At 62.6% G+C, this 19,478-nt stretch carries 15 protein-coding genes and 5 pseudogenes; 12 read left to right on the top strand and 8 right to left on the bottom strand.

Translation table 11 applies throughout. From position 1 onward, the window contains the following. A pseudogene (locus tag FE851_RS25495) lies at positions 1-380 on the bottom strand (MobA/MobL family protein); the annotation flags it as partial. Further along, positions 374-2,905: pseudogene (locus FE851_RS25490) on the bottom strand (Tn3 family transposase); the annotation flags it as partial. The pseudogenes FE851_RS25490 and FE851_RS25495, both read right to left, overlap by 7 nt. A gap of 131 nt (positions 2,906-3,036) precedes the next feature. Between FE851_RS25490 and FE851_RS25485 the strand changes: the two are divergent. The 8 genes and pseudogenes from FE851_RS25485 (at position 3,037) to FE851_RS25445 (ending at position 9,685) form a co-directional block, all read left to right on the top strand. After that, the gene (locus FE851_RS25485; RefSeq protein ID WP_011950653.1) at positions 3,037-3,597 is read left to right on the top strand and encodes a recombinase family protein; all 561 of its coding nucleotides are present in this window, start codon (positions 3,037-3,039) and stop codon (positions 3,595-3,597) included. Between the two features lie 56 nt (positions 3,598-3,653). Continuing rightward, positions 3,654-3,959: a conjugal transfer protein TraD gene (locus FE851_RS25480; RefSeq protein WP_017501677.1), complete on the top strand. Its 306-nt coding sequence runs from the start codon at positions 3,654-3,656 to the stop codon at positions 3,957-3,959. Between the two features lie 37 nt (positions 3,960-3,996). Continuing rightward, positions 3,997-4,233 (top strand): conjugal transfer protein TraD, encoded by a 237-nt coding sequence (locus FE851_RS25475; RefSeq protein WP_017501678.1) that lies wholly within the window; start codon positions 3,997-3,999, stop codon positions 4,231-4,233. After that, positions 4,226-4,492, top strand: a complete 267-nt coding sequence (locus FE851_RS25470) for a hypothetical protein (RefSeq protein WP_026109288.1) — start codon at positions 4,226-4,228, stop codon at positions 4,490-4,492. The genes FE851_RS25475 and FE851_RS25470 overlap by 8 nt, the downstream gene beginning before the upstream one ends. 2 nt (positions 4,493-4,494) lie before the next feature. Then, a pseudogene (locus FE851_RS25465) lies at positions 4,495-5,408 on the top strand (HEPN domain-containing protein). A 2-nt stretch (positions 5,409-5,410) separates the two neighbouring features. Continuing rightward, a pseudogene (locus FE851_RS25460) lies at positions 5,411-7,087 on the top strand (type IV secretory system conjugative DNA transfer family protein). 114 nt (positions 7,088-7,201) lie between these two features. Further along, complete coding sequence (locus FE851_RS25455) at positions 7,202-7,597, top strand: hypothetical protein (RefSeq protein ID WP_261371190.1); 396 nt, start codon at positions 7,202-7,204, stop codon at positions 7,595-7,597. Between the two features lie 984 nt (positions 7,598-8,581). After that, positions 8,582-9,685, top strand: a complete 1,104-nt coding sequence (locus FE851_RS25445; RefSeq protein WP_004213366.1) for a replication initiator protein A — start codon at positions 8,582-8,584, stop codon at positions 9,683-9,685. A 44-nt stretch (positions 9,686-9,729) separates the two neighbouring features. Here FE851_RS25445 and FE851_RS25440 read toward each other — a convergent pair whose 3' ends face one another. The 3 genes and pseudogenes from FE851_RS25440 to FE851_RS25430 all read right to left on the bottom strand — a co-directional run bounded on the left by FE851_RS25440 (position 9,730) and on the right by FE851_RS25430 (position 11,402). Continuing rightward, entirely contained in the window at positions 9,730-10,014 is a 285-nt protein-coding gene (locus FE851_RS25440; protein WP_017501683.1) for a ribbon-helix-helix domain-containing protein, read from the bottom strand. Beyond that, on the bottom strand, positions 10,014-10,649 hold the full coding sequence (locus FE851_RS25435) for an AAA family ATPase (RefSeq protein WP_017501684.1): 636 nt from the start codon (positions 10,647-10,649) through the stop codon (positions 10,014-10,016). Before FE851_RS25435 ends, FE851_RS25440 begins: the two co-directional genes overlap by 1 nt. Positions 10,650-10,770: 121 nt before the next feature. Then, positions 10,771-11,402 (bottom strand): annotated as a pseudogene (locus tag FE851_RS25430) (transcription elongation protein SprT). Positions 11,403-11,951: 549 nt separating this feature from the next. Between FE851_RS25430 and FE851_RS25420 the strand changes: the two are divergent. The 3 genes from FE851_RS25420 (at position 11,952) to FE851_RS25410 (ending at position 13,144) form a co-directional block, all read left to right on the top strand. Continuing rightward, positions 11,952-12,233: a type II toxin-antitoxin system RelB/DinJ family antitoxin gene (locus FE851_RS25420; RefSeq protein ID WP_145206916.1), complete on the top strand. Its 282-nt coding sequence runs from the start codon at positions 11,952-11,954 to the stop codon at positions 12,231-12,233. An 84-nt stretch (positions 12,234-12,317) separates the two neighbouring features. Then, positions 12,318-12,521 carry a type II toxin-antitoxin system YafQ family toxin gene (locus tag FE851_RS25415; RefSeq protein ID WP_017501688.1) on the top strand — a complete coding sequence of 68 codons (204 nt, stop codon included), beginning with the start codon at positions 12,318-12,320 and terminating at the stop codon, positions 12,519-12,521. Positions 12,522-12,523: 2 nt separating this feature from the next. Next, positions 12,524-13,144: a histidine phosphatase family protein gene (locus FE851_RS25410; RefSeq protein WP_017501689.1), complete on the top strand. Its 621-nt coding sequence runs from the start codon at positions 12,524-12,526 to the stop codon at positions 13,142-13,144. Positions 13,145-13,177: 33 nt separating this feature from the next. Here FE851_RS25410 and FE851_RS25405 read toward each other — a convergent pair whose 3' ends face one another. The 3 genes from FE851_RS25405 to FE851_RS25395 all read right to left on the bottom strand — a co-directional run bounded on the left by FE851_RS25405 (position 13,178) and on the right by FE851_RS25395 (position 17,955). Continuing rightward, positions 13,178-13,738 (bottom strand): recombinase family protein, encoded by a 561-nt coding sequence (locus tag FE851_RS25405; protein ID WP_017501690.1) that lies wholly within the window; start codon positions 13,736-13,738, stop codon positions 13,178-13,180. 692 nt (positions 13,739-14,430) lie between these two features. Then, positions 14,431-15,021, bottom strand: a complete 591-nt coding sequence (locus FE851_RS25400) for a phospholipase A (RefSeq protein WP_145206915.1) — start codon at positions 15,019-15,021, stop codon at positions 14,431-14,433. A 24-nt stretch (positions 15,022-15,045) separates the two neighbouring features. Then, a complete protein-coding gene (locus tag FE851_RS25395; protein WP_006961814.1) occupies positions 15,046-17,955 on the bottom strand; it encodes a Tn3 family transposase in 2,910 nt (969 codons plus the stop codon). Here FE851_RS25395 and FE851_RS25390 point away from each other — a divergent pair. Next, complete coding sequence (locus FE851_RS25390) at positions 17,894-19,342, top strand: aminomethyltransferase family protein (protein WP_145206914.1); 1,449 nt, start codon at positions 17,894-17,896, stop codon at positions 19,340-19,342. The two genes, FE851_RS25395 and FE851_RS25390, sit on opposite strands and share 62 nt — an antisense overlap. Positions 19,343-19,478 lie beyond the last annotated feature (136 nt).

The raw sequence follows: 19,478 nt of genomic DNA, 5'->3' as shown, positions 1-19,478 counted from the left end.
TGCCCCATGTTTGCAACAGAGCCCTCGCGCGCGATCCGCGCATGGTCCTCGACCCGCTCCGCCTCAAGCCCCTGTTCGGGCATACGCGATGCCGCCGGCCCGATCTTGTGCTGCGGCTCAAGGTCGATGCCCTGTGCCTCCAAGGTGCGGTGATCTATGCGGGCATCGATATCCAGCTCGGCAAGGCGCTCATTGACATGATCGGCCCACGCCTCGCGCCACTCCTTCAGCAGTGCGCGATCATTCCAGTCCCGGTTCTTGTTCCCGAACCCATCCGGCCCGACATCGCGCATCGACAACATCACATGCGCGTGCGGCTTGGGACTTCCGTCCTTGGCGATGTCCCAATGCACGTTGAGGTCCGCGATCATGCCGCGATCGNGAGGTGGCCGAGCTTGAGCGATCCGGCCAAGCGGATAAGGTCGGACCAGTTTTCCCGGATCAGATTGATTTTAACCCTGCCCCAGGCGGTCTGATCGAACGGCCCATAGCTCGCCTGGCGGTCGATACGCCAGAGTTTGGCGTCGCCGATGTCCGCCAGACGGGGGCTGAACCGGTAGCCCAAGAGCCAGAACAGACCGAAAATGGCGTCGGAATAGGCGGCGGTGTCGGTCATGATCTCCAGAGGATCGAGCTCGGTTTCCTGCTCCAGCAGGAGAGCCAGGACGACCAGGCTGTCGCGCAACGTGCCGGGGATGACCGCTCCGGTCAGACCGCTGAACTGATTGGAAATCATGTTGTACCAAGTGACGCCGCGCTCCTGGCCGTAATATTTGGGGTTGGGCCCGGCGTGTATGGCGCTCGACGGAGCGACAAAACGCATGCCGTCGGCGCTGGCCACCTCGCCTGCGCCCCAATGTTGGACGATATCCAGACGACTGTGAGCGGAAACGATCGCGGCGTTGGCCGCGGCGATGGTCTCGGGCCGAATGAAATTCTGACCGACCCAAGAAAGACGGTCGCGACGCAGAGCCGCAAATTCCGGGCGCACGATCGGCTCAAGACCGATGTTGCAGGCGCCGCCGACCAGGGTCGCGCACAGGCTTATCTCGAAGTGCTCGACGGTGGCCTGACGCTCGCTCAGATGCGTAAAGGACTTGGCAAATCCGGTTCGCGCCATGACTTCAAGAAAGATGTCGGGCATTCCGGCCTTCGGCATGCGCGTTTGGACGGCGGCGCGAAGTGCTCGAAGGCTCTCGGGTTCATCAAGCTTGTCGAGGGGCGTGACCACAATCCCCATCTTGTCGGCGACCGTCTCAAAACGCAGGTCCGGATTGTCGCCGGCGCGCGCAACGACATGTCGATATGCCTCGTCGAGAAGGCGGGAGAGACCGTCAATCTCAATGTCGGCTTCCAGAGATCGGCCCAGGGCGCGTGCTACCATCAACCTGGAATTGTGCCAGGACTCGCCCTCGAGCATCCCGCGCCGGGGATCCCCGTATCGGATGCCGGGCTTGGCGAACACATCGCGACGCTTGATCGCCAGACGCCACGCATCGATGATCGCGAAGACATAGGCCTTCGGGTCGCGCATCCTGCCATCGTCATCCAGGACATGTTGCCTCCACGCCTTCGAGACCGTAGCGATCGGTGCGCCGCGCATCTTGACGAGAGAGGACCAGTCGTCCACGCCCTTGAGGTAGCTGATCGCGGCCTTGACGTTTTTGCCACCTGGGGCAGCGTCGGTCTCGATGCGGGTAGCGATTTCAAAGAACAATCGCCGGGCGCTCCGCCATTTTGTTCGCAGTTGATCATAGGGCTTGGTCTCCGCGGGCTTGGCGATCGCCTCCACCTTGGACATGGCGGCCTCGATGTCGGGACGGGGCAACCGCTCGAAGAGCACATCTCGCCATTCATTGAGGGGCAGGGCGTCGTCGGTCAAAACCAACAGACCCATTGCGTGGAGCAGCATCGCGGCGCCATCGAGATCGCGCAGACTGCGCAGGCGGGCCTGTTTGTCGGCGGCTTCAGCCCCTTTCACCAAGTCGGCGAGCAGAGCCTCGGCCAGCTCGGCGGCGTCGTCCTGGGCCGCCGCTTCGAGCGTATGGAAGAGCGCGGCTACGGTCGCGGTTCGACGAGGCTCCTGAAGGGCGGCGATGGCCGAGGGCTTGCCGACGCGCGCTACCCGCGCGAGCCGCTCAAGGGTTGTGGCGGGAACGCCCCGCGGTGGCGCCGGCCGCAGATTGAACGCCCGGACCGCATCGAGCCGATCAAGGTGTCGGAAGAGTTCGGTCGGCATGCGCTTGGAGGGAACGGTCCGGAGCGCGTCCAGGGCGGCGAACGTGGATGTGTCGCCATCGTCAAACAGCGCGGCGATGCGCACGCGCTGGTCATCGCTCAAGCTGGCGACCAGATGGCGCCAAAGCCTGGTCCGCGCACGATCGCGGATCCTGCCAACCAGGCGCTCGACGACCGTGACGCCCGGCAGCAGCACCTTGTTGGCGATCAGCCAGGCCGCAGCTCGATCAATCAGGGGGCCGGGCCGATCGTCGCCGCTCCAGCAAAGGGCGTAGAGCCATCGGGTCAGCCGGAAACGTGCCACCGCGTTGTCGCCAAAGTCCGTGAAGCCGCAGTGCGTCCGGATGAGCGCGAGGTGCCGGATGCGTCGGCTTCCCGCAAAATAGGCGTCCACGTCCGTGCCGGGTTCAAGAGCGAGTTGTTCGATCACGGCCGCCAGGACCGACGCTGGGATCTCGGCGGGCGAGACTGGAAATGCGCCCAGAAACCGGGCGCTCGTCAGCATCACGGCAAAGCCGAGCCGATTGTGGTCGCCGCGCAGAGTTCCAATGAGGTCGCGATCAGTTTGGTCCAGATGGAAATATCGCGCGAGTTGATCGGCCGACGGTTCGCCATCAAAGCGGGCAAAGCCCTGACGCTGGGCGTCAGTGAGGTGACGGGTGGGCATACCGTGCGAAACTTTCAACTTTTGCGAAGGGGACGGCCCATGCCGATAAACAAGGCGAATTTCTTCGCAAAACATATGTGCGAAACAAAATTGTTTTGCAGTAACTTTCGCACAATATCTGGAGCAGTCGCATGAAGCTCGGCTACGCGCGCGTTTCCACCGAGGATCAGAACTTGGAAATCCAGCGCGGTCGGCTCTCGGAGGCGGGCTGTGAAATGATGTTCGAAGAGAAAATATCGGGGGCCGCTCGTGGCCGGCCCGAGCTTGAAAAGCTGATGGGTCACCTGCGCAAAGACGATGTTCTCGTCGTCGCCCGCCTCGATCGTTTGGCGCGATCCACCATCGAACTCCTGCACATCGCGGAACGCATCAAGGAAAAGCAGGCAGGATTACAATCGCTTGATGAACCTTGGGCCGATACCACGTCCCCGTCTGGCGTGATGATCATGACCGTATTCGCTGGGATCGCCCAGTTCGAGCGGACTCTCATATTGAGCCGAACCGAGGAGGGGCGAAAGGCGGCGATGGCGCGCGGTGTGAGCTTCGGACGCCCAAAGAAAATGCGCCCAGATCAGGCGGAGCTCGCTCGCCAACTCGTTCTCGAGGGTAAGTCCATTAGCGCCGTCGCAAGGACCTTCAACGTTCACCCGGCCACCATCTATCGCTGTATCGAGCCAAACAGTGCCTTATGACACTTTCCTGTTCCGCTCAGCCGCACGACCCTTCGACGGGCGCGAGGGAGAGAGTGATGCGAAAAACGCGCGACTATGACGCCGAATTGCGGGCACTGAGCGACAAGGCCAAGTCTATCAAGGCCAAGAAGATCGAGCAACTTGGGTTACTGGTGACGGCAACCGGGGCCGATGCGCTCGATCTCGACACACTCGCCGGCGCGCTGCTCGCTGCCGTGGAATCGGCCGACGCTGGCGAAAAGGAGGCGTTGCGCTCGCGGGGCGCGGCCTTCTTTCAGGGACGCGGGCGCAAGGCTGGGCGACGCTCTGGCGGCAACGGCGAAAGCGGAAACCAGACTGGCGCAGGCGAGGCACAGGGTTGAAGCCGCCAAGCGCCGCACCGATACGAGAGGATGGGTCGTGCAGCGCCGCGAACGCACCCGCCATCTCATAGAGCTGGGCGGCCTCGTCCAGAAGGCCGGCCTCGTCGAATTGGCCGACGACGATCGCGCAACGCTCTACGGCGCGATGCTCGATCTTGCCGCCCGCGCGCGTGATGATGGCAACGCGCTCGCGCTCTGGAAGCGGCGCGGCAAACGTGCGTTCGACGCGGAAGCGGAAGGACAGGACAGCAAGGAACAGACCGCCCATGACTGACGACACCTCGCGCCTTTCCTGGCAGCTCCTGATGGTCGGCCCCGGCATCGACCACATCACCCCCGATATTCAGGACAAGCTCGCAACCCTGCTCGATCTGCTGCCCGCCACGGCGATCATCAACGTCCAGACCGACGCCGGCTATGTCACCGTCTCACGCGACTGGCCCAGCCATCGCATGGAAACCGTCGATAGCCTGGTGGACGCCATCGCCGCCGCTCAGGGCATCACCGCTATCGACCTGCCCGAAGCGCGCTGACCATGCGCGCCGGCCTCGATCATCTTCCCGCCGCCAAGCGCCGCGAGCTGGAACGGGTCGCCCGCGTCCTGTTCGATGAATTTGAGGATGCCGTCAAAACCAAGCTCTCCGACAAGCGCAAGGGCGGCCGCATCCTCAAGCTGATCCTGTTCGGCTCCTACGCGCGCGGCGATTGGGTCGAGGATCGCGCCAGCGGCTATATCTCCGACTATGATCTGCTCGTCATCGTCAACTCCGAGACCTTCACCGATCTGCAACATGGTGGGCTGTCGCCGACGATCATCTGGTGCGCGAGCTGACCGTCACCCGCCAGCTCGCCACGCCCGTCAATTTCATCGTCCATTCGCTGATGGACGTGAACGACCAGCTCGCGCGCGGCCGTCCCTTCTTCGCCGACATAGCCCGCGATGGGATCGCCCTCTACGAAGCGCCGGGACAGCGCCTCGCCGTGCCGCGCCAGCTCGACGCGCAGGAACGCCACGCCGAAGCCAGGGCGCATTATGACAAGTGGCTCCCCGATGCCGCATACTGCCTGACGCTCGCCGAATATGCGATCCGCGACGGCGAGACCAACCATGCCGCGTTCATGCTCCACCAGGCCGTCGAGCGCGCCTATCATGGCCTGCTGCTCGTCCTGACGCTCTACGCGCCCAAATCGCACCGCATCGGCATCCTGCGCTCGCTTGCCGAAAATCTCGATCCCCGGCTGATCGAAGCCTGGCCGCGCGATACCCGCGCCGCCCGCCGCCATTTTGCGCAGCTCCAGCGCGCCTATGTCGAGGCGCGCTATTCCCATGCCTATGAAATCACCCCCGACGAACTGGCCTGGCTCGTTGACCGCGTGAAGCATCTCCACACGATCGCCGCCGCGATCTGCGCCGAACATCTCGAAAACGACAGCGGGAGGGAATCCTGATGATGGAATGGTTCCGCCAGCTCGGCCGCGCGATCCGCAACCTCGCGCGGCTCGCGCGCGAACAGCCGATATGGGCGATCACGGCCCTCGTCACCAGCCCGGTCGCCCTCATCCGCCACCTGTTCGGCGTCCTGGTCCTGTTCCTCATCACCGGCCTGGTGCTGGGGCTTGGGGTGCCGCTCATTCTTGGCAGGCTGCTCGGCCTGGCCCACGATTCCCATATCTATCAGACCGTCATGATGCTGACGGCGATCGTCGTCATCCTCGTCGCGCTGCGCGCCCTCTTTCAACCGCTGATCCTGCGCTACGGCGGCCCTGCCGGCGATGCCACGCACGGCTCGGCCCGCTTCGCCACCGATCGGGAAACTCGCCCCCTCGCCCAAAATGGCGACGGCCTGCTGATCGGCCGCGACCGCAAGAACGGCAGGCTGCTGCGCTATGCCGGCCCCTCGCATCTGCTGACGATCGCGCCGACGCGCACCGGCAAGGGCGTGGGGACCATCATTCCCAACCTGCTCGACTATCCCGGCCCGGTCGTCTGCCTCGACCCCAAGGGCGAGAATGCCCGCATCACCGCCCGCCATCGGGCAAAGTTCGGCCCGGTCCATGTCCTCGATCCGTTCGGGGTGACGGGCCTTCCCGGCGCTGCCTTCAATCCGCTCGATCGCATCGACCCTGCCGGCCTCGATCTCGCCGACGACTGCATGACGCTGGCCGACGCGCTGGTCTATGACGCTCCCGGCGAAGCCGGCGAGGCGCATTGGAACGAGGAAGCCAAGGCGCTGATCGCCGGCATCCTCCTGTGGGTGGCGTGCGACCCGGAATCGCGAGGCCAGGACCGCACGCTGGAAGCGGTGCGCGACTGCCTCACCTTCGCGCCCGATAATTTCCAAAGGATGCTGCGGGAAATGTCGCGCAGCACGCAGGCGCGCGGCCTGATCGCCCGCGCCGCGAACCGCCACCTGGGCAAGTCCGATCGCGAGGCCGCCGGCGTGCTGTCGGCCGCGCAGCGCCATACCCATTTCCTCGATTCGCCGCGCATGTCGGCCGTGCTGGGGCGCTCGGATTTCACCTTCGCCGATGTGAAGGCGCACGCCACCACCGTCTATCTGGTGTTGCCGCCCGATCGGCTCGCCACCTATGCCCGCTGACTGCGCCTGATGCTCGCGCAAGGGCTGACCGATCTGGCGCGCGCGCCGTCCTCCCCTGCCCGCTCCGTCCTGTTCCTGCTCGATGAGTTCGCCGCCCTCGGCCGCCTCGAACCCGTCGAGCGCGCGATGGGCCTGATGGCCGGCTATGGCATCCAGCTCTGGCCGATCCTGCAAGATGTTCACCAGCTCCGCGCGCTCTACGAGCGCCGCGCCGGCACCTTCCTGTCCAACGCCGGCGTGCTGCAAGTGTTCGGCGTCAACGATCACGACAGCGCCAGGCTCGTCTCCGATCTGCTCGGCCAGGAGACAGTCGTGTTCGAGACGATGAGCCGCGCGATCGACGCGGAGGAAACCGGCATATCGTTCGGATCGCAGCATGTAGCGCGGCCGTTGCTGACGCCGGATGAAGTCCGCACGCTGCGCGAGGATTTGCAGCTCCTGTTCCTTGCGGGGCAACGGCCGATCGTCGCCGCCAAGCTGCGCTACTACGCCGATCGCGAGTTCGCCGGGAAGTTCGACAAGGCGTGAACGGACACTATCGACGAAGTGAAAAAGGCCGTTTGCTGTATAGTGTCAGAACTGCCGCCAAGGGCGGAAGGATAGAATATGGACCAACGCGTCATTGATCTTTGGGACCGGCTCATGGCCTATGGAGAGAGCGGTTCCGCACCTCTTCCGGCGATCCGCGACGAAGTGTTGGAGCTGCACGAAGCGATCACCGATGAGGAAAGCCGGCTCGGCCTCATGCGGATATTCAATCTCGTCTGCGATCTTGTGGCGGTGCATCTCCAAGAGACGAACGGCGATCTTGAAGCCTTCGCCCAGCACCGGCAGGGCCAGATATGGATGTTCCTGCGCGCGGAATGTCTTGTCGATGGCGCGTTGGACCGGAGCCGGCTGCGATATGTGACATGGCGCGAAGTCCAGGCCGGCCGCATGACCGAGGATGATCCGCTGCGCCGCTACGCATTGGGCGATGACTCCGCCTTTGATGAGCTGATGGCCGCGCCGACGCCACCGAAGCGGACGCGCCACTAGGCGCGAATGTATAGGCGTATACAAATATACATGTTCGCCGTCTGTTCGCCCTTGGCGTTGTTTAGCGGACTTTCCGCGCCCTGCCCTGCCGGCTCTTGGCGTAGGATTCCGCCCTCTCCCGCAGCAATGTTCGGGGCCAAATCCGTGAAATCGTTGCCTGGCGCACAAACCTTGAGGCTCGCCGTTTCGATCCCCGACCTCGCGAGGATCTAGCTTTCCAGAAATCGGCCGCATGGGAAGCCCGTAGAGCGCCATTGCCGCTTGGACCCTCCCCGGCCTGCCAAACGTCCAGAATGAAGCCCAGCGGCCCGGAAATCGCCCCTGCTGCGACGTTTCCGCCTCCCCTGCCCTCTCGGCTCGATCACCGCCCTATCCGCCTGGCTTTCCTGGAAAGCCAATTGCGACGGTGCCGCTGGCGCTGTGGTGTCGATAGAAGCGGGGCGTTTAAACGATCCTCAATCTAGCAAAAAGCGTGCCGGCGAAGCCGGCTCATCATGGGGATGCCGGGTGGGAGGATCGCAAAGCGATCCGGGGCGGCCGAAGGCCGCGAGCCGGCGGGGGCGAAGCCCCCAAGAGGCGGCGCTTTTCTTCCCTCTGACCGGTGCCGGTAGCGCGGCGCGAGTGGATCATGCTGCCTCTGTCCCGAAAATCAGGACAAGTTGTTCGATCTGGCGGGACGCTGGTGGGTGAAACCACGATGATCCGGCGTCGAGTGGGCGCTGCGGTTAAAGTTATCCACAGGTCGGCCTAGTGTTAATATATGGGTTAAAGAGTCGTGTTACGGGATTTTGGCGGTTTCATAAGCAACTGAAAATATTAGAATAATCGGGCGTTTTTTTGCCCTCGGCGTCAACGGAACCCCGAATCTGGTGACTCCAGAACCCCGAATCTGCGTCAACGAAACCCCGAATCGCGATCACCCGTCAATGAAACCCCGAACTTTTCCGTTGCGTCAATGAAACCCCGAATCTACGGTGCGCGTCAATGAAACCCCGAATCGAGCCTGACCGTCAACGAAACCCCGAACTCCCGCTTGCCGTCAATGAAACCCCGAACGGCGCGGAGGGACGCCCTCCCCTGCTGCCTGTTCGCTACCCCGATCCCGATCTGTTCATTTGCGATGTTCTCGACGCCATCCCCAAGGATGACATGGCCTCGATGGAGCATCCGATTTTCTCGCTCGCGACCAAGCCCGATCGGCGCGTGTTCCGCTATGAGCATAACGGCAACAAGCTCGAAATCGTCCCCAGCGTCAAAGGGCTGGCGACGATCCACGACAAGGATATTCTGATCTACTGCATCTCCCAGCTCATCGGGAAGATGAACCAGGGGGAGCGACCGAGCCGCACCTTGCACCTCACTGCTCGCGATCTACTGGTGTGGACCAACCGGCAAACCGATGGCGACGGCTATGACCGGCTGCGGAGCGCGTTCGAGCGGCTGTCGGGGACGCGGATCACCACGAATATCAAGGCCGATGGCGAGGAAATCACCGAAGGTTTCGGCCTCATCAATGAATGGCGGATCGTGCGGCAAACCCGCTCCGGCCAAATGTCGGAAATCAAGGTCACGCTATCCGACTGGCTGTTCAAGATGGTTGAGGGGCGCAGCGTCCTGACGCTCCATCGCGACTATTTCCGCCTCCGCAAGCCGCTCGAACGGCGTATCTACGAGCTGGCGCGCAAGCATTGCGGCGCGCAGGAAAAATGGTCGATCTCGGTCGAAACGCTACAGAAAAAGACCGGCGCGAGTAGCCATTTGCGCGTGTTCCGCTCGATGCTGCGCGATCTCGTCGCGCACGATCATCTGCCCGACTATGCCGTGGAAATGAACGGCGATACGGTCACGTTCCGCAATCGCGAGGCTCTGGATACGGTCGAGGCGATCGAGGCGGAACCCGAGCGGCCCTATATCGACCCCGAAGGCTTCCACGACGCCAAGAGCGTTGCGCCTGGCTATGACGTTTACGCGCTCTATGACCAATGGGTGTCATGGTGGATCGACAGCGGGCGGCCGGAACTGAAAAGCCCCCGCGCCGCCTTCATCGGCTTCTGTCGCAACAAGCACAAGACTGCCCCCTTGCGCTAGTATAGGTGTATAGATGTATAGGTGTATAATTGTATACATCTATACTAGCCGGCGATGCGCCCCCTTCCCTTCTTCACAAACAGGTCGTCCAGCGCCTCGCCCAGCAGGCTTTGAACGGTCGTCCCTTCCTCGGCCGCGATAATGCGAAGCTGCGTGCTGACCTCGGGAGGGAAATGCCCGCCAATCAGCTTGGTCCCCTGTCGGCCGCTCGGCGGGGCCTTGCGGGTCACGTCTACCGGCTCGATCGCCGACGCTGGGGCCGGGGCCGCGTCTCCGTCCGCCTTGGCGCGGTTCAGCACCGCTTGCAGACTGTTTCCGCCCTTCGCCATCACGCCACCTCCGCCTGATTGTATAGGCGTATATTTGTATACTCGTATAGTCGGCGGATTTCGTCGGCCGCTGGCCCATGCGGCTCGAACTCCTGCACGGCCCGGCCTGCGGCTTGGGCGCGGAAAAAGGCTTTGCGGTTGCCGATCGTCACCGGGCAAACCGTCGCGCCTAGCTCCGCCACGGCCTGAATCGCATCGCCAGTTTCCTGACCTTGCGGGGGCACGAAGGTAAGGACCACGGCAAAGGCGCGGTCGAGCTGGCGCACCACGTCGAGGGTGTGCGTCATGCTCATCGTGTCGAACACGGCCGTCTTAGTCGGGATCAGGATGAAATCAGCGTGACGCGCTGCCTCATAGGCCACGTCGCGCGCGACCGCCGCCCCGTCGATCACGACAAGATCGGTGCCGGCGTCCTCGCAGGCTTTGAGCATAGCGGGCAGGCGCACCGGCTGAATCGACGCCACGGCGGGCGTGTCGAGCTGGCGCACGTCCTTCCAGAACGAGGCCGTCGCCTGCGGGTCCAGGTCGATGATCGCGGCGACCTTGCCCGCCTGCTCGGCCGCGACTGCCAGACAGGTCGCGAGCGTCGTTTTCCCAACGCCGCCTTTCTGTGAGAGAATGGCGAGAACCTTCATGCTACACTCCTACACGTATAATCCTATACTTGTATACACAATAGACCGGGAGGGGAAGCCCTGTCGTTCCCGAAATGACGATAGGGAGGCGCTGAATCTGAAATGACGAAAGCGCGCCGCATCATTCCTCCGGTTCGGCGTCGTCATCGTCCAGCGGCTCATGCTCCATCTGGCCGTGATCCTCGATCGGGCAAAGCGGCGCTCCGGCCTGCTCAAGCCATTTGCGCGCGGTCCTCACGGTATAGCCGCACGTCGCGCACTCGCATTTGAGCATCCGGGTTTTCTGCTTCTTGGGCGCGGTCGACTCCCCGTCCGTGTCGAGACGGGCATGGGGGAGGGGGCCAACGCACTCCAGGATCGGCGCGATGGGCGCAAGGAACGCCTCGCCGGGGGTGGTGGCGCGCATCGGCCCGACCAGCCCCAGCCCAAGGGCGACCCGTTAAACGTCTTCCCATGCCCTGCCGGGATGCCGACAGCGGCATGGACCAGCTCATGCGCGAGGATGGCTGCGATCTGCGCCGGCATCGCGTCGGGCGCGTGCGCCAGGTCCGGGCGGATGAAGATTTCAAAATGCCCGTCCGCGCTCAACCGATTATCCCAGCACTCGCCAATCGCCTTGGCCTTCGCGCCTCTGCTGGTGAAGCCGATCGCCACGCGCACGCGGTCGGGCAGGGGGGCGTCCAGCACCTCGAACAGCGGGGCCATGCCCGCCGCCACCGCATTGAGCCAGCTTTCGCGGGTTTCGTGGGTCATCGTCCTTACTCCCTTCAAATCGCCTGTTCGGCGATGGCCATGCCATCGGCCGGAACACGGACGCCCAAGACCGCCGGCGAGAGAGGGGGGCAGCGGGCTTCGATGGGGGTGGTGCGGCCGCAGCGCAGCGAGGCACGGCCCCGTCTAATCCCGTTGCGGGGGAGAGGCGGCCGGGACCGCCTTTCCCCCTTCAAACAGGATCGACGCCGGCGCACGCCGGCACCATGAAGCGAGACCCGCTTGCGATCTCGCCCCCGCCATGTGGGTCGTCACCTTGGGCCAAGACCAGATGTGTATAAGAGACAGGGGACCGCCTTTCCCCCTTCAAACAGGATCGACGCCGGCGCACGCCGGCACCAGGAAGCGAGACCCGCTTGCGGTCGCGCCCCCGCCATGTGGGTCGTCTCCGTGGGCCAAGACCGCTTGCGGGCTTGGGGAACGAAGCGAGTAGGGCCACGGTGCCGCGCCAGCGGCAGGCGCCGCCCCCTAGCCTGGATTGAAATTGTTGCTCAACTGAGCTACATTATCGGCTTGACTAAGGAGGTTCCAATGGCCGCTACCGCTTTCGTGCGCGCGCGCATCGACGCAACATTGAAGGATGAAGCCGCCGCCGTGCTGGCCGAGCTGGGGCTGACCGTCTCGGATGTGGTCCGCATGACCCTCACGCGGGTCGCCAAGGATCATGCGTTGCCGTTCGAGCTGAAGGTGCCGAACGCCGAGACGCGCGCCGCGATCGAGGCGTCCCGCGCGACGATGAAGGCTCGCCGCGCCCGTTTCACCGATGCCCAGGAAATGTTCGATGCCCTCGACCAAGAAGCCCGCCAGCAGTAAGCGGGCGGCGTTCCCAAGAGAGGCGTCCTACGAAAAAGGTTCGTCAAGGATTGGGAGCGGCTGTCGCGCAGCGGGCGCTACAACATGAAACAGCTCAAGGAGGCGATGATGATGCTCATCGCCAACGACGCGCCGTTAGGCCCGGAATGGCTGGATCATCCGCTGAAAGGCGATTGGAGCGATCATCGCGAGTGCCATATCGGCGGCGATTTCCTGCTGATCTATACGATTGAGGGGAATCTGGTGAACTTCGTGCGCGCCGGCACTCATGCGGAACTGTTTGAATAGCCATGCGCGTAATCTTCATTCGCCACGGCGAATCTACCGGCAACGCCGGCGTGCCCTGCCACGATCTCGGCGCGATCGAGCTGACGGAGCTGGGCCAGGAACAGGCACGCGAAGTCGCGGCGAGCTGGATAGAAGCGCCCGCGCTCATCGTCACGTCGCCCTATACCCGCACGCAGCAGACGGCTGCGCCAACGATCGCGCGCTTTCCCGGCGTGCCGGTGGAAGTGTGGCCGATAGAGGAGTTCACCTATCTGCAACCGGCGCGCTGGAACGGCACGCGCAGCGCGGAGCGGATGCCGCACCTCGAACGCTATTGGAGCGCGGCCGATCCTGATTATTGCGACGGGGAAGGGGCGGAGAGCTTCGCCACCCTGCTCCGGCGCTGCGAGGCCGCGCTGGCGCGGCTCGCCGCCATGCCGCCCGCCTCGCTGGTCTATGTGTTCGGGCATGGGCAGTTCATCCAGGCCGCGCGCGCGATCGTGGCCGACGCTCATCTTGACGATCAGGCAAAGATGCGCGCCTTCTGGCGCAAGGGCGAGCCGCCAGCGATCAGCAACGCGCAGCGGGTAGGATTCCGCTGGCATGGCAGGCGCTGGGAATGTGCGCCGGCGATCGCCGCCTAAATCAACGCCAGAGAGGGCGGGGGGCGTCGCTCATCACCCCTGTAGCCGCGAAATCGTCGCTTGGCTGACGTTGAACAGCGCCGCGACCGATCGCTGGGTGTCGCCTGCGTCGAGCTTGCGCCGCGCCTCGGCCTGCTGGTGCGGGGTGAGGGCGCTCTTGCGGCCGAACTTGACCCCGCGCGCCTTGGCCTGGGCGCGGCCAGCGCTGGTGCGCTCGGCGATCCGCTGGCGCTCGTAGCTGGCCGCGACGCCTAGAACGGCAATCACAACTTCGGCGAGCTGCGAGGTCGTGTCCACCATCGGTTCGGCGATCGAGCGGAAGCCGGCCCCGGCCTCCTTTACCGCATGGAGGATGTTCAAGAGGTCGCGCGTGTTGCGGGCGAGGCGATCGGTCGCCGTCACCATCAGCACGTCGCCGGGATCGAGCGCGCCGATCGCGCGCTTGAGCTGGGGCCGCTCGGCCGACGCGCCGCTGATCTTCTCGCGGTAGATCTTCGCGCAGCCCGCCGCCTCAAGCTGGGCGAGCTGCTGGGCCAAATCTTGGCCGTTGGTGGAGACGCGCGCATAGCCGTAAATCATGGCGCGATTCTGCATCAGATTTTTGCATCAGGGAAGGGCACGGAAAAGCGCGGCTTTTGGTTTGATGCGAAACTTTTGACTTCGCACCAGAGCTTTTCCTGTGTGCCCTTTGGCGGGATAACCGAACACACCAGCATTGCTGTCGCTCGCTTAGTTCACGCAGACAGGCACCCTAATCGTATTCATTGGGCCTCCACCTGCGCTCGCTATATGACGAGTTTGCCAGACGGTACGGGTACACTTGCCCTTTTTACGGTTTTTGCTCGTCGGTTGTTCTCGAGGCGGGGGCGCTGAATTGGCTTGGCTATTCGCCGGTTCGCGTGGGGGACAGATACCTTGCCTTTCCATGATTTCGCGATGGCGCCTTCCCTGCTCACCGGCCCAGGCATCGGCCTTGGTTTTCCCTTCAGCCAGAAACCGCCGCTTGTATTCCGCCGTGAGGCGCGCCTTGTCTGCTGCGGGAATAGACGAGGAGGAGCAGCGAGGGATTTCTTCAGCGGATACAGGCAGCGACCAAAGCAAGACTGCCATAGTAGTGGCAGCAATAAAAATACGTAACATGGCAATCTCCCGATCATCTCATGAATTCTCAAACAGACTCTTACGCCGTTGGCCTTCCGATGATGCATAAATCACTTTTGCATCAGGGTAAGGGGACGTCCAACGCCGGGCCCGCTACCTTACGATAGATTCTGCCCGGTTCCGGATTAGCGGACGATAGCGACCCCAAGCCGCAGTCGTGTCGCCTTGCGGTCATAATCGAGCAGATTTTCGCCATAGCCAGCAAAGGCTTGGCCGAAGACATAGACGTTGAGGTTGGTGTCAACGATCTTGTCCAGCGGATAGGAAAGCTCAGCGTCTATTGCGCCCTTGCCCGACGAGAAATTAATGCGGCTGTTGGTAGTCAGTCGCAGCCCGTCGTCACGGCCAAACTCCGCGAACAAGGACGTGTGGCCGCGATAGCGTTTCACATCCGGATTGTCTTCAAGGTCACCGACATAGAAGGAGTAGCGCGGGCCCAGCGACAGCTTGTAGTCTCCGATCGGTATCGTCGCCACAGGCTGGACATAGAGGGTGTTGAGGCTGCGCGACGCCAACCCATCGCGGCCGTTGGACTCATGGCGCAGCCCCGCCTGTCCGCCGAACGCCAATGTGCCCTTCGATACGGCCGGTAGCAGGTAGAAAAGTTCGGGCATGAAATCGATGTTACGGAAGGGCGAAGAATCCCCGCCCAGATCCCAGAACAGGCGCTGGGTATAGGGCCCAGTCGGCCCGAAGCTGCGATTTTGGCNACCCAAATGGTGCGAGCGGAAAGGCCCCGGTCAGGCAGCAAGCCGCCCAAAATCGATCCGGCTATTCAGATCGAGGTCGAAGCGGCCATAAGGATTGACGTGGCTGTAAATCAGCGGTGTGAGGCCGCGATAATCATCCGGCGTCATCCGGCCCGTCCATTTCGGTTCCACCAGCACGCTCTGAAGCATTCGGGTGTTCACATAGACAAGCGACGCTTGCAGCAAATGTAGCGCCAGGACCGAGAGCTGCTGCTCATCGATGCGGTTAGTGGCGATCTCGCCGCCCTTGCCGAAGAAAACGAACCCATTGGCACTGTTCCAGTTTTCAACGACATTCAGGCCTTCATGAATTTCGCGGCGGAAGGACTCCTCGCGCAGATACCGGCACAGGAAGATCGTCTTGACCGCGCGGCCCAGCTCACTCAACGCCTTGTAGGTCGGGTGCATCACCTCGGAGCGGCTAAACCGGCGCAGGATCGCCTCCGGGTCGGCGGTTTTTGTCTGCATCGCGGCTGCATATTTGACCATCTCGTCATATTGCTGCTCGATCTCATCCCAGTTGATCGGACTGGAGAGGATCGGCTGCAAGTGGGGAAGCCGCGTTCGCATGCCGACATCGGGAAGAGCCAGCTTCTGGCGAGCGATCGCTTTCAGGCGGGGTGCAAGCTCAAATCCGAGAAGCCGGCAAAATGCAAAGCCAACCGCGCTTTGGCCATGACTATCAACATATTGTCGCTGGATTTCCATGTCGGTGCAATGGCGCAGCACGCCCTCGATCATGGAGGCGACCTCGGAGGAAGAGCAGCGCTTGAGCTGGGAATAGACGCATGTCGCGCGTCGTTCGACATGCCAGTAGATCATGACGCCCCGTCCACCATAACGCGCATGCCATTCCGTCATCAGGTTGCGATCCCAGGCTCCGAACTTTGTGGAATCTGACGCACAGGCCGTGCCGGCGTCCCCCCAGACTGCAGCATTGCGGATTGCCAGGGTCGCATTCGCAACCCTGGCACACGCCTCCTTGAGCGCCGCGGCATGAACGAAGCGGCGATGGACATGCAGCAGCTCTTCATAGCTGACATCGGGGGTGGCGCCGGCGATCCGCTTGAGCCCGGCATTCGTTCCCAGGCCGTAGAGGCATAGCAGGAGACGTTGATCCAGCGCGGTTTTCGGCAGTGCAACACGCGAGGCCGATGTTTCGAACGCTTCGAGAAGTCCCGTATCAAGGGCAGCCTCCTTCAGTACGTCGAGCAGCCCGGTCATCGGCCAGCGTTGGCCGATCTCGGTCTTGATCGAGGCGAGACCCCTGGGTTCGGGCAAGGGTTTGAACGGGGTGAGAGATATACGGTTCTCGCCGCGCCACAGCAGCCGAACCTTGTCGTTCCGGGGAATATTGGCATTGAGGAGCAACAGTTCCTGAGCAAGCTCTTCCCGGATGGCGCTTGAAAATGCACGCGCATCCGCCGTCAGGTTCAATCCTGTGTAATATGCTTCTCGCCGCGCATCGAAGTCCTTGGGAAGATCGTCATCGGGATTGCGGTATCGGTCCGCCCCGACAACCCAGATTTCCTTAGAACGGATGCGATCGCGCAGTTGCGCGAGGACACAAAGCTCATAACTGATCCGGTTTACGCGCCCCTCTTCATCAATGACGGAACTGCGCCATCTCGCCGGAATGACCTCGTCGACCGGCACTGCGTGCGGCGGCACGTAGCGGCATCCATCATCCACTTTGCTTCTGATCCAGTCCAGGGCCGCCAGCACCGGACGCCACACGGCGTTGTTCGACCGGAACTCCAGTGCCGAAAGCAGGCTTGGCAGCATACGGCGATAATGATTGGCCCATGACCTCCGCATCACCTTGTAGATCCGCCGATCCAAGGCGCCCTTTGCCTGGCTTTCCTTGATGATCGCCGCCAGTTTGTCCTTGCCGGCGATTGGGAAAATGACATCGCAGATGCGCCCGGATGGATCGTCGATCGAAGCGCTGGCAATCTCGACCAGGAGTCGCTCCTTGCCATAGACCCGCTCGATGTCTTTCGCGATATCGCCCACCACCTTGCGTTTCGAGCGCGATCCGATCTTATGGACCGTCTCGATCAGCAGGTCGACCATCGCATCCGTAAGCTGAGCTTCCCGCGCCATCAGATAAACGGCATAGAGCCCGAGCTGGCGCGCCGGTACATGCCGGCGCATCTCCGAGGCTTTCTCGCCGGCAACCCGGCGAACGATCTGATCGACCCATGCCTTGCCCGTGACCGATAGGAAATCTCGGGGAAGAGCAAGCCGTTGGATAAAGGCGAGTTTGGCGGTCACGCCAAGAATGTTTTCGAGCGTCGCCTGACCTGCATCCCCCTTCATCGTGTTGAAGCCGGTCGGGCCATCGGGATCGGCGAGCGAGGCTTCCAGCAAGGCGACCGCATCCGGCGCAAGCCGATCGCGGACTCGGGCCAACAGGGCCTCCAGATAGAGGTGTCGTTGCGAACGGACGAGGCGTTCCAGCTCCTTGCGCGACGGCCCATAGATACGGCGGTCGCGGCACCACAGGAAAACATGCTCGAGCATGGCATTGATCGGCTGCCCGCCCGCACAAAGATCGTCGGAAATCCACCTCGACAACGCCCTGCGATCCGTCTGCGTCATACGGCGGAACCCGAGATGCCGCAAAATCTCCGCGCAATGCCGGCGGGCGGTGCGCCCGGAAAAATCATAGTGGTTCACGGATTTGGCATCGAGACCAAGTTGCTCCGCCAGATACAAGACACCGTCGGAGGGTATCGACGCATGATCCGGCACAAAGAAGCCATGCCCGGCGAAAAATCTAAGCTGAACCGCCAATCCCAGTCGTGCCGTCTCCGCTTTGCCGGTCACGAACGCGATGTCCGAAAAACTCAGGCTCCAGGAGCCGATCAGATCCCCACTCGAAACGCCAAGGCTCATAACGCCGCTCCCTTATCGGAGCGGAACGTCGTTCCTCGCATGGGCGATCGTCAACAACAACCAGCCCGTTCCCGACGTGTTCTCCAAGATGACCAAAATCGCAGCTTCGGGCCGACTGGGCCTATTTTATGCGGACAACGTCACATATCTCGCGTCCGAGTGGCGCCCAGGCACGGCGTTCATGCGCGCCTGGGAGTTCAACGGGTGGAAACAGGAAAGCATGTCGTGGAAGACGGGATGCTATATCCACGCCGGGCTGTCTGGCGCCAATACGGTCGTCTACAAGGGCCCGGACGCCGGGAAGCTGCTCGAAAGCCTCTGCATCAATGGCTTCCAGAAATATCCGGTGGGGAGCTTGAAGCACCTCGTCATGCTCCAGGAAGACGGGCTGATCATGTCGCACGCGGCGACCGCCCGCGTCGCGGAGGACGAATATCATATGTTCGCCGGCGGAGCCTGGCCGCGTATGAAATTGCAGGAACCGGCCTATAGCCACCTGAAGGTCGAGACCGAAATCCGGAAAAACTATCTTTTTCAGGTCGCTGGCCCGAAGTCGCTCGCCCTGCTCGAGAAGTTGACAGGCGAAAATCTGCGCGACCTCAAGTTCATGCACTATCTCGACACCGAGATCGAGGGCATCGCGGTCCGGGTCGCTCGCCTGAGCATGAGCGGAAATCTGGGCTACGAGTTGCACGGACCGCTCGAGGAAGGTCCGAAGATCTATGATATCGTGTACCGGGCCGGAACCGGCCCCGAGTTCGGGCTCGAGCGGCTCGGCTGGAAGACCTACCGGGTCAATCATGTGGAAGGCGGGTTTCCCCAGTCGTCCGTGACCTTCGCCAACCCGGGCTTCGAGAATATCCCGCACTATGTCGTGTCCGGCAGCGTCGACCCGAACGACGCACGCGCAAGGATGCGCACGGCCTATGAGGCGCGGTGGCACAAGATGGCGCGCTTCGATCATGATTTCCTTGGCCGCGCCGCACTCGAGGCGGAAATTGCCGCGCCCCGGCGGACGACCGTCATGCTTCGCTGGAATCCCGAAGATATCATCGACACTTACGCCTCGATGTTCCAGCCGGGCGAAGAATATAAGATGATCGATTTTCCCGTCGCGCCGGACAACCCTGCCCGTGCCCACGCGGACCATGTCCTGCTGAACGGTAAGCGTGTGGGCTGGTCCTCGGGCACCACTTACAGCTACTATTTCCGTGAAGTCATCTCGATGGCCTGCGTCGACCTCGACGTGACCGATATCGGTACCGAGGTCGTGGTCCAGTGGGGCGATTTCGGCGGCCGGATCAAGGACATCCGGGCAACCGTCGAGCGGTTCCCCTATCTCACCGACCTTCGCAACAACGAGACCGAAGTCAAGACGCTCGCCTAAAGCGGCACCTCCCAGCGTCGACCCTGCCGCCCCTTACGGGGCGGCAGGCCTCGGGGAGCATCGAACCACCCTTGCCAGGTCTCGATGCTCCCCTTTTTGTGGCTCTGTTGCAAACTCTGACACGGTTTCCAAGATT

Origin of the sequence: Sphingobium sp. B2 (genome assembly GCF_007693735.1) — a bacterium.
In the GTDB taxonomy this organism is placed as follows: domain Bacteria; phylum Pseudomonadota; class Alphaproteobacteria; order Sphingomonadales; family Sphingomonadaceae; genus Sphingobium; species Sphingobium xenophagum.
This window is presented reverse-complemented; position numbering and strand designations above follow the sequence as displayed.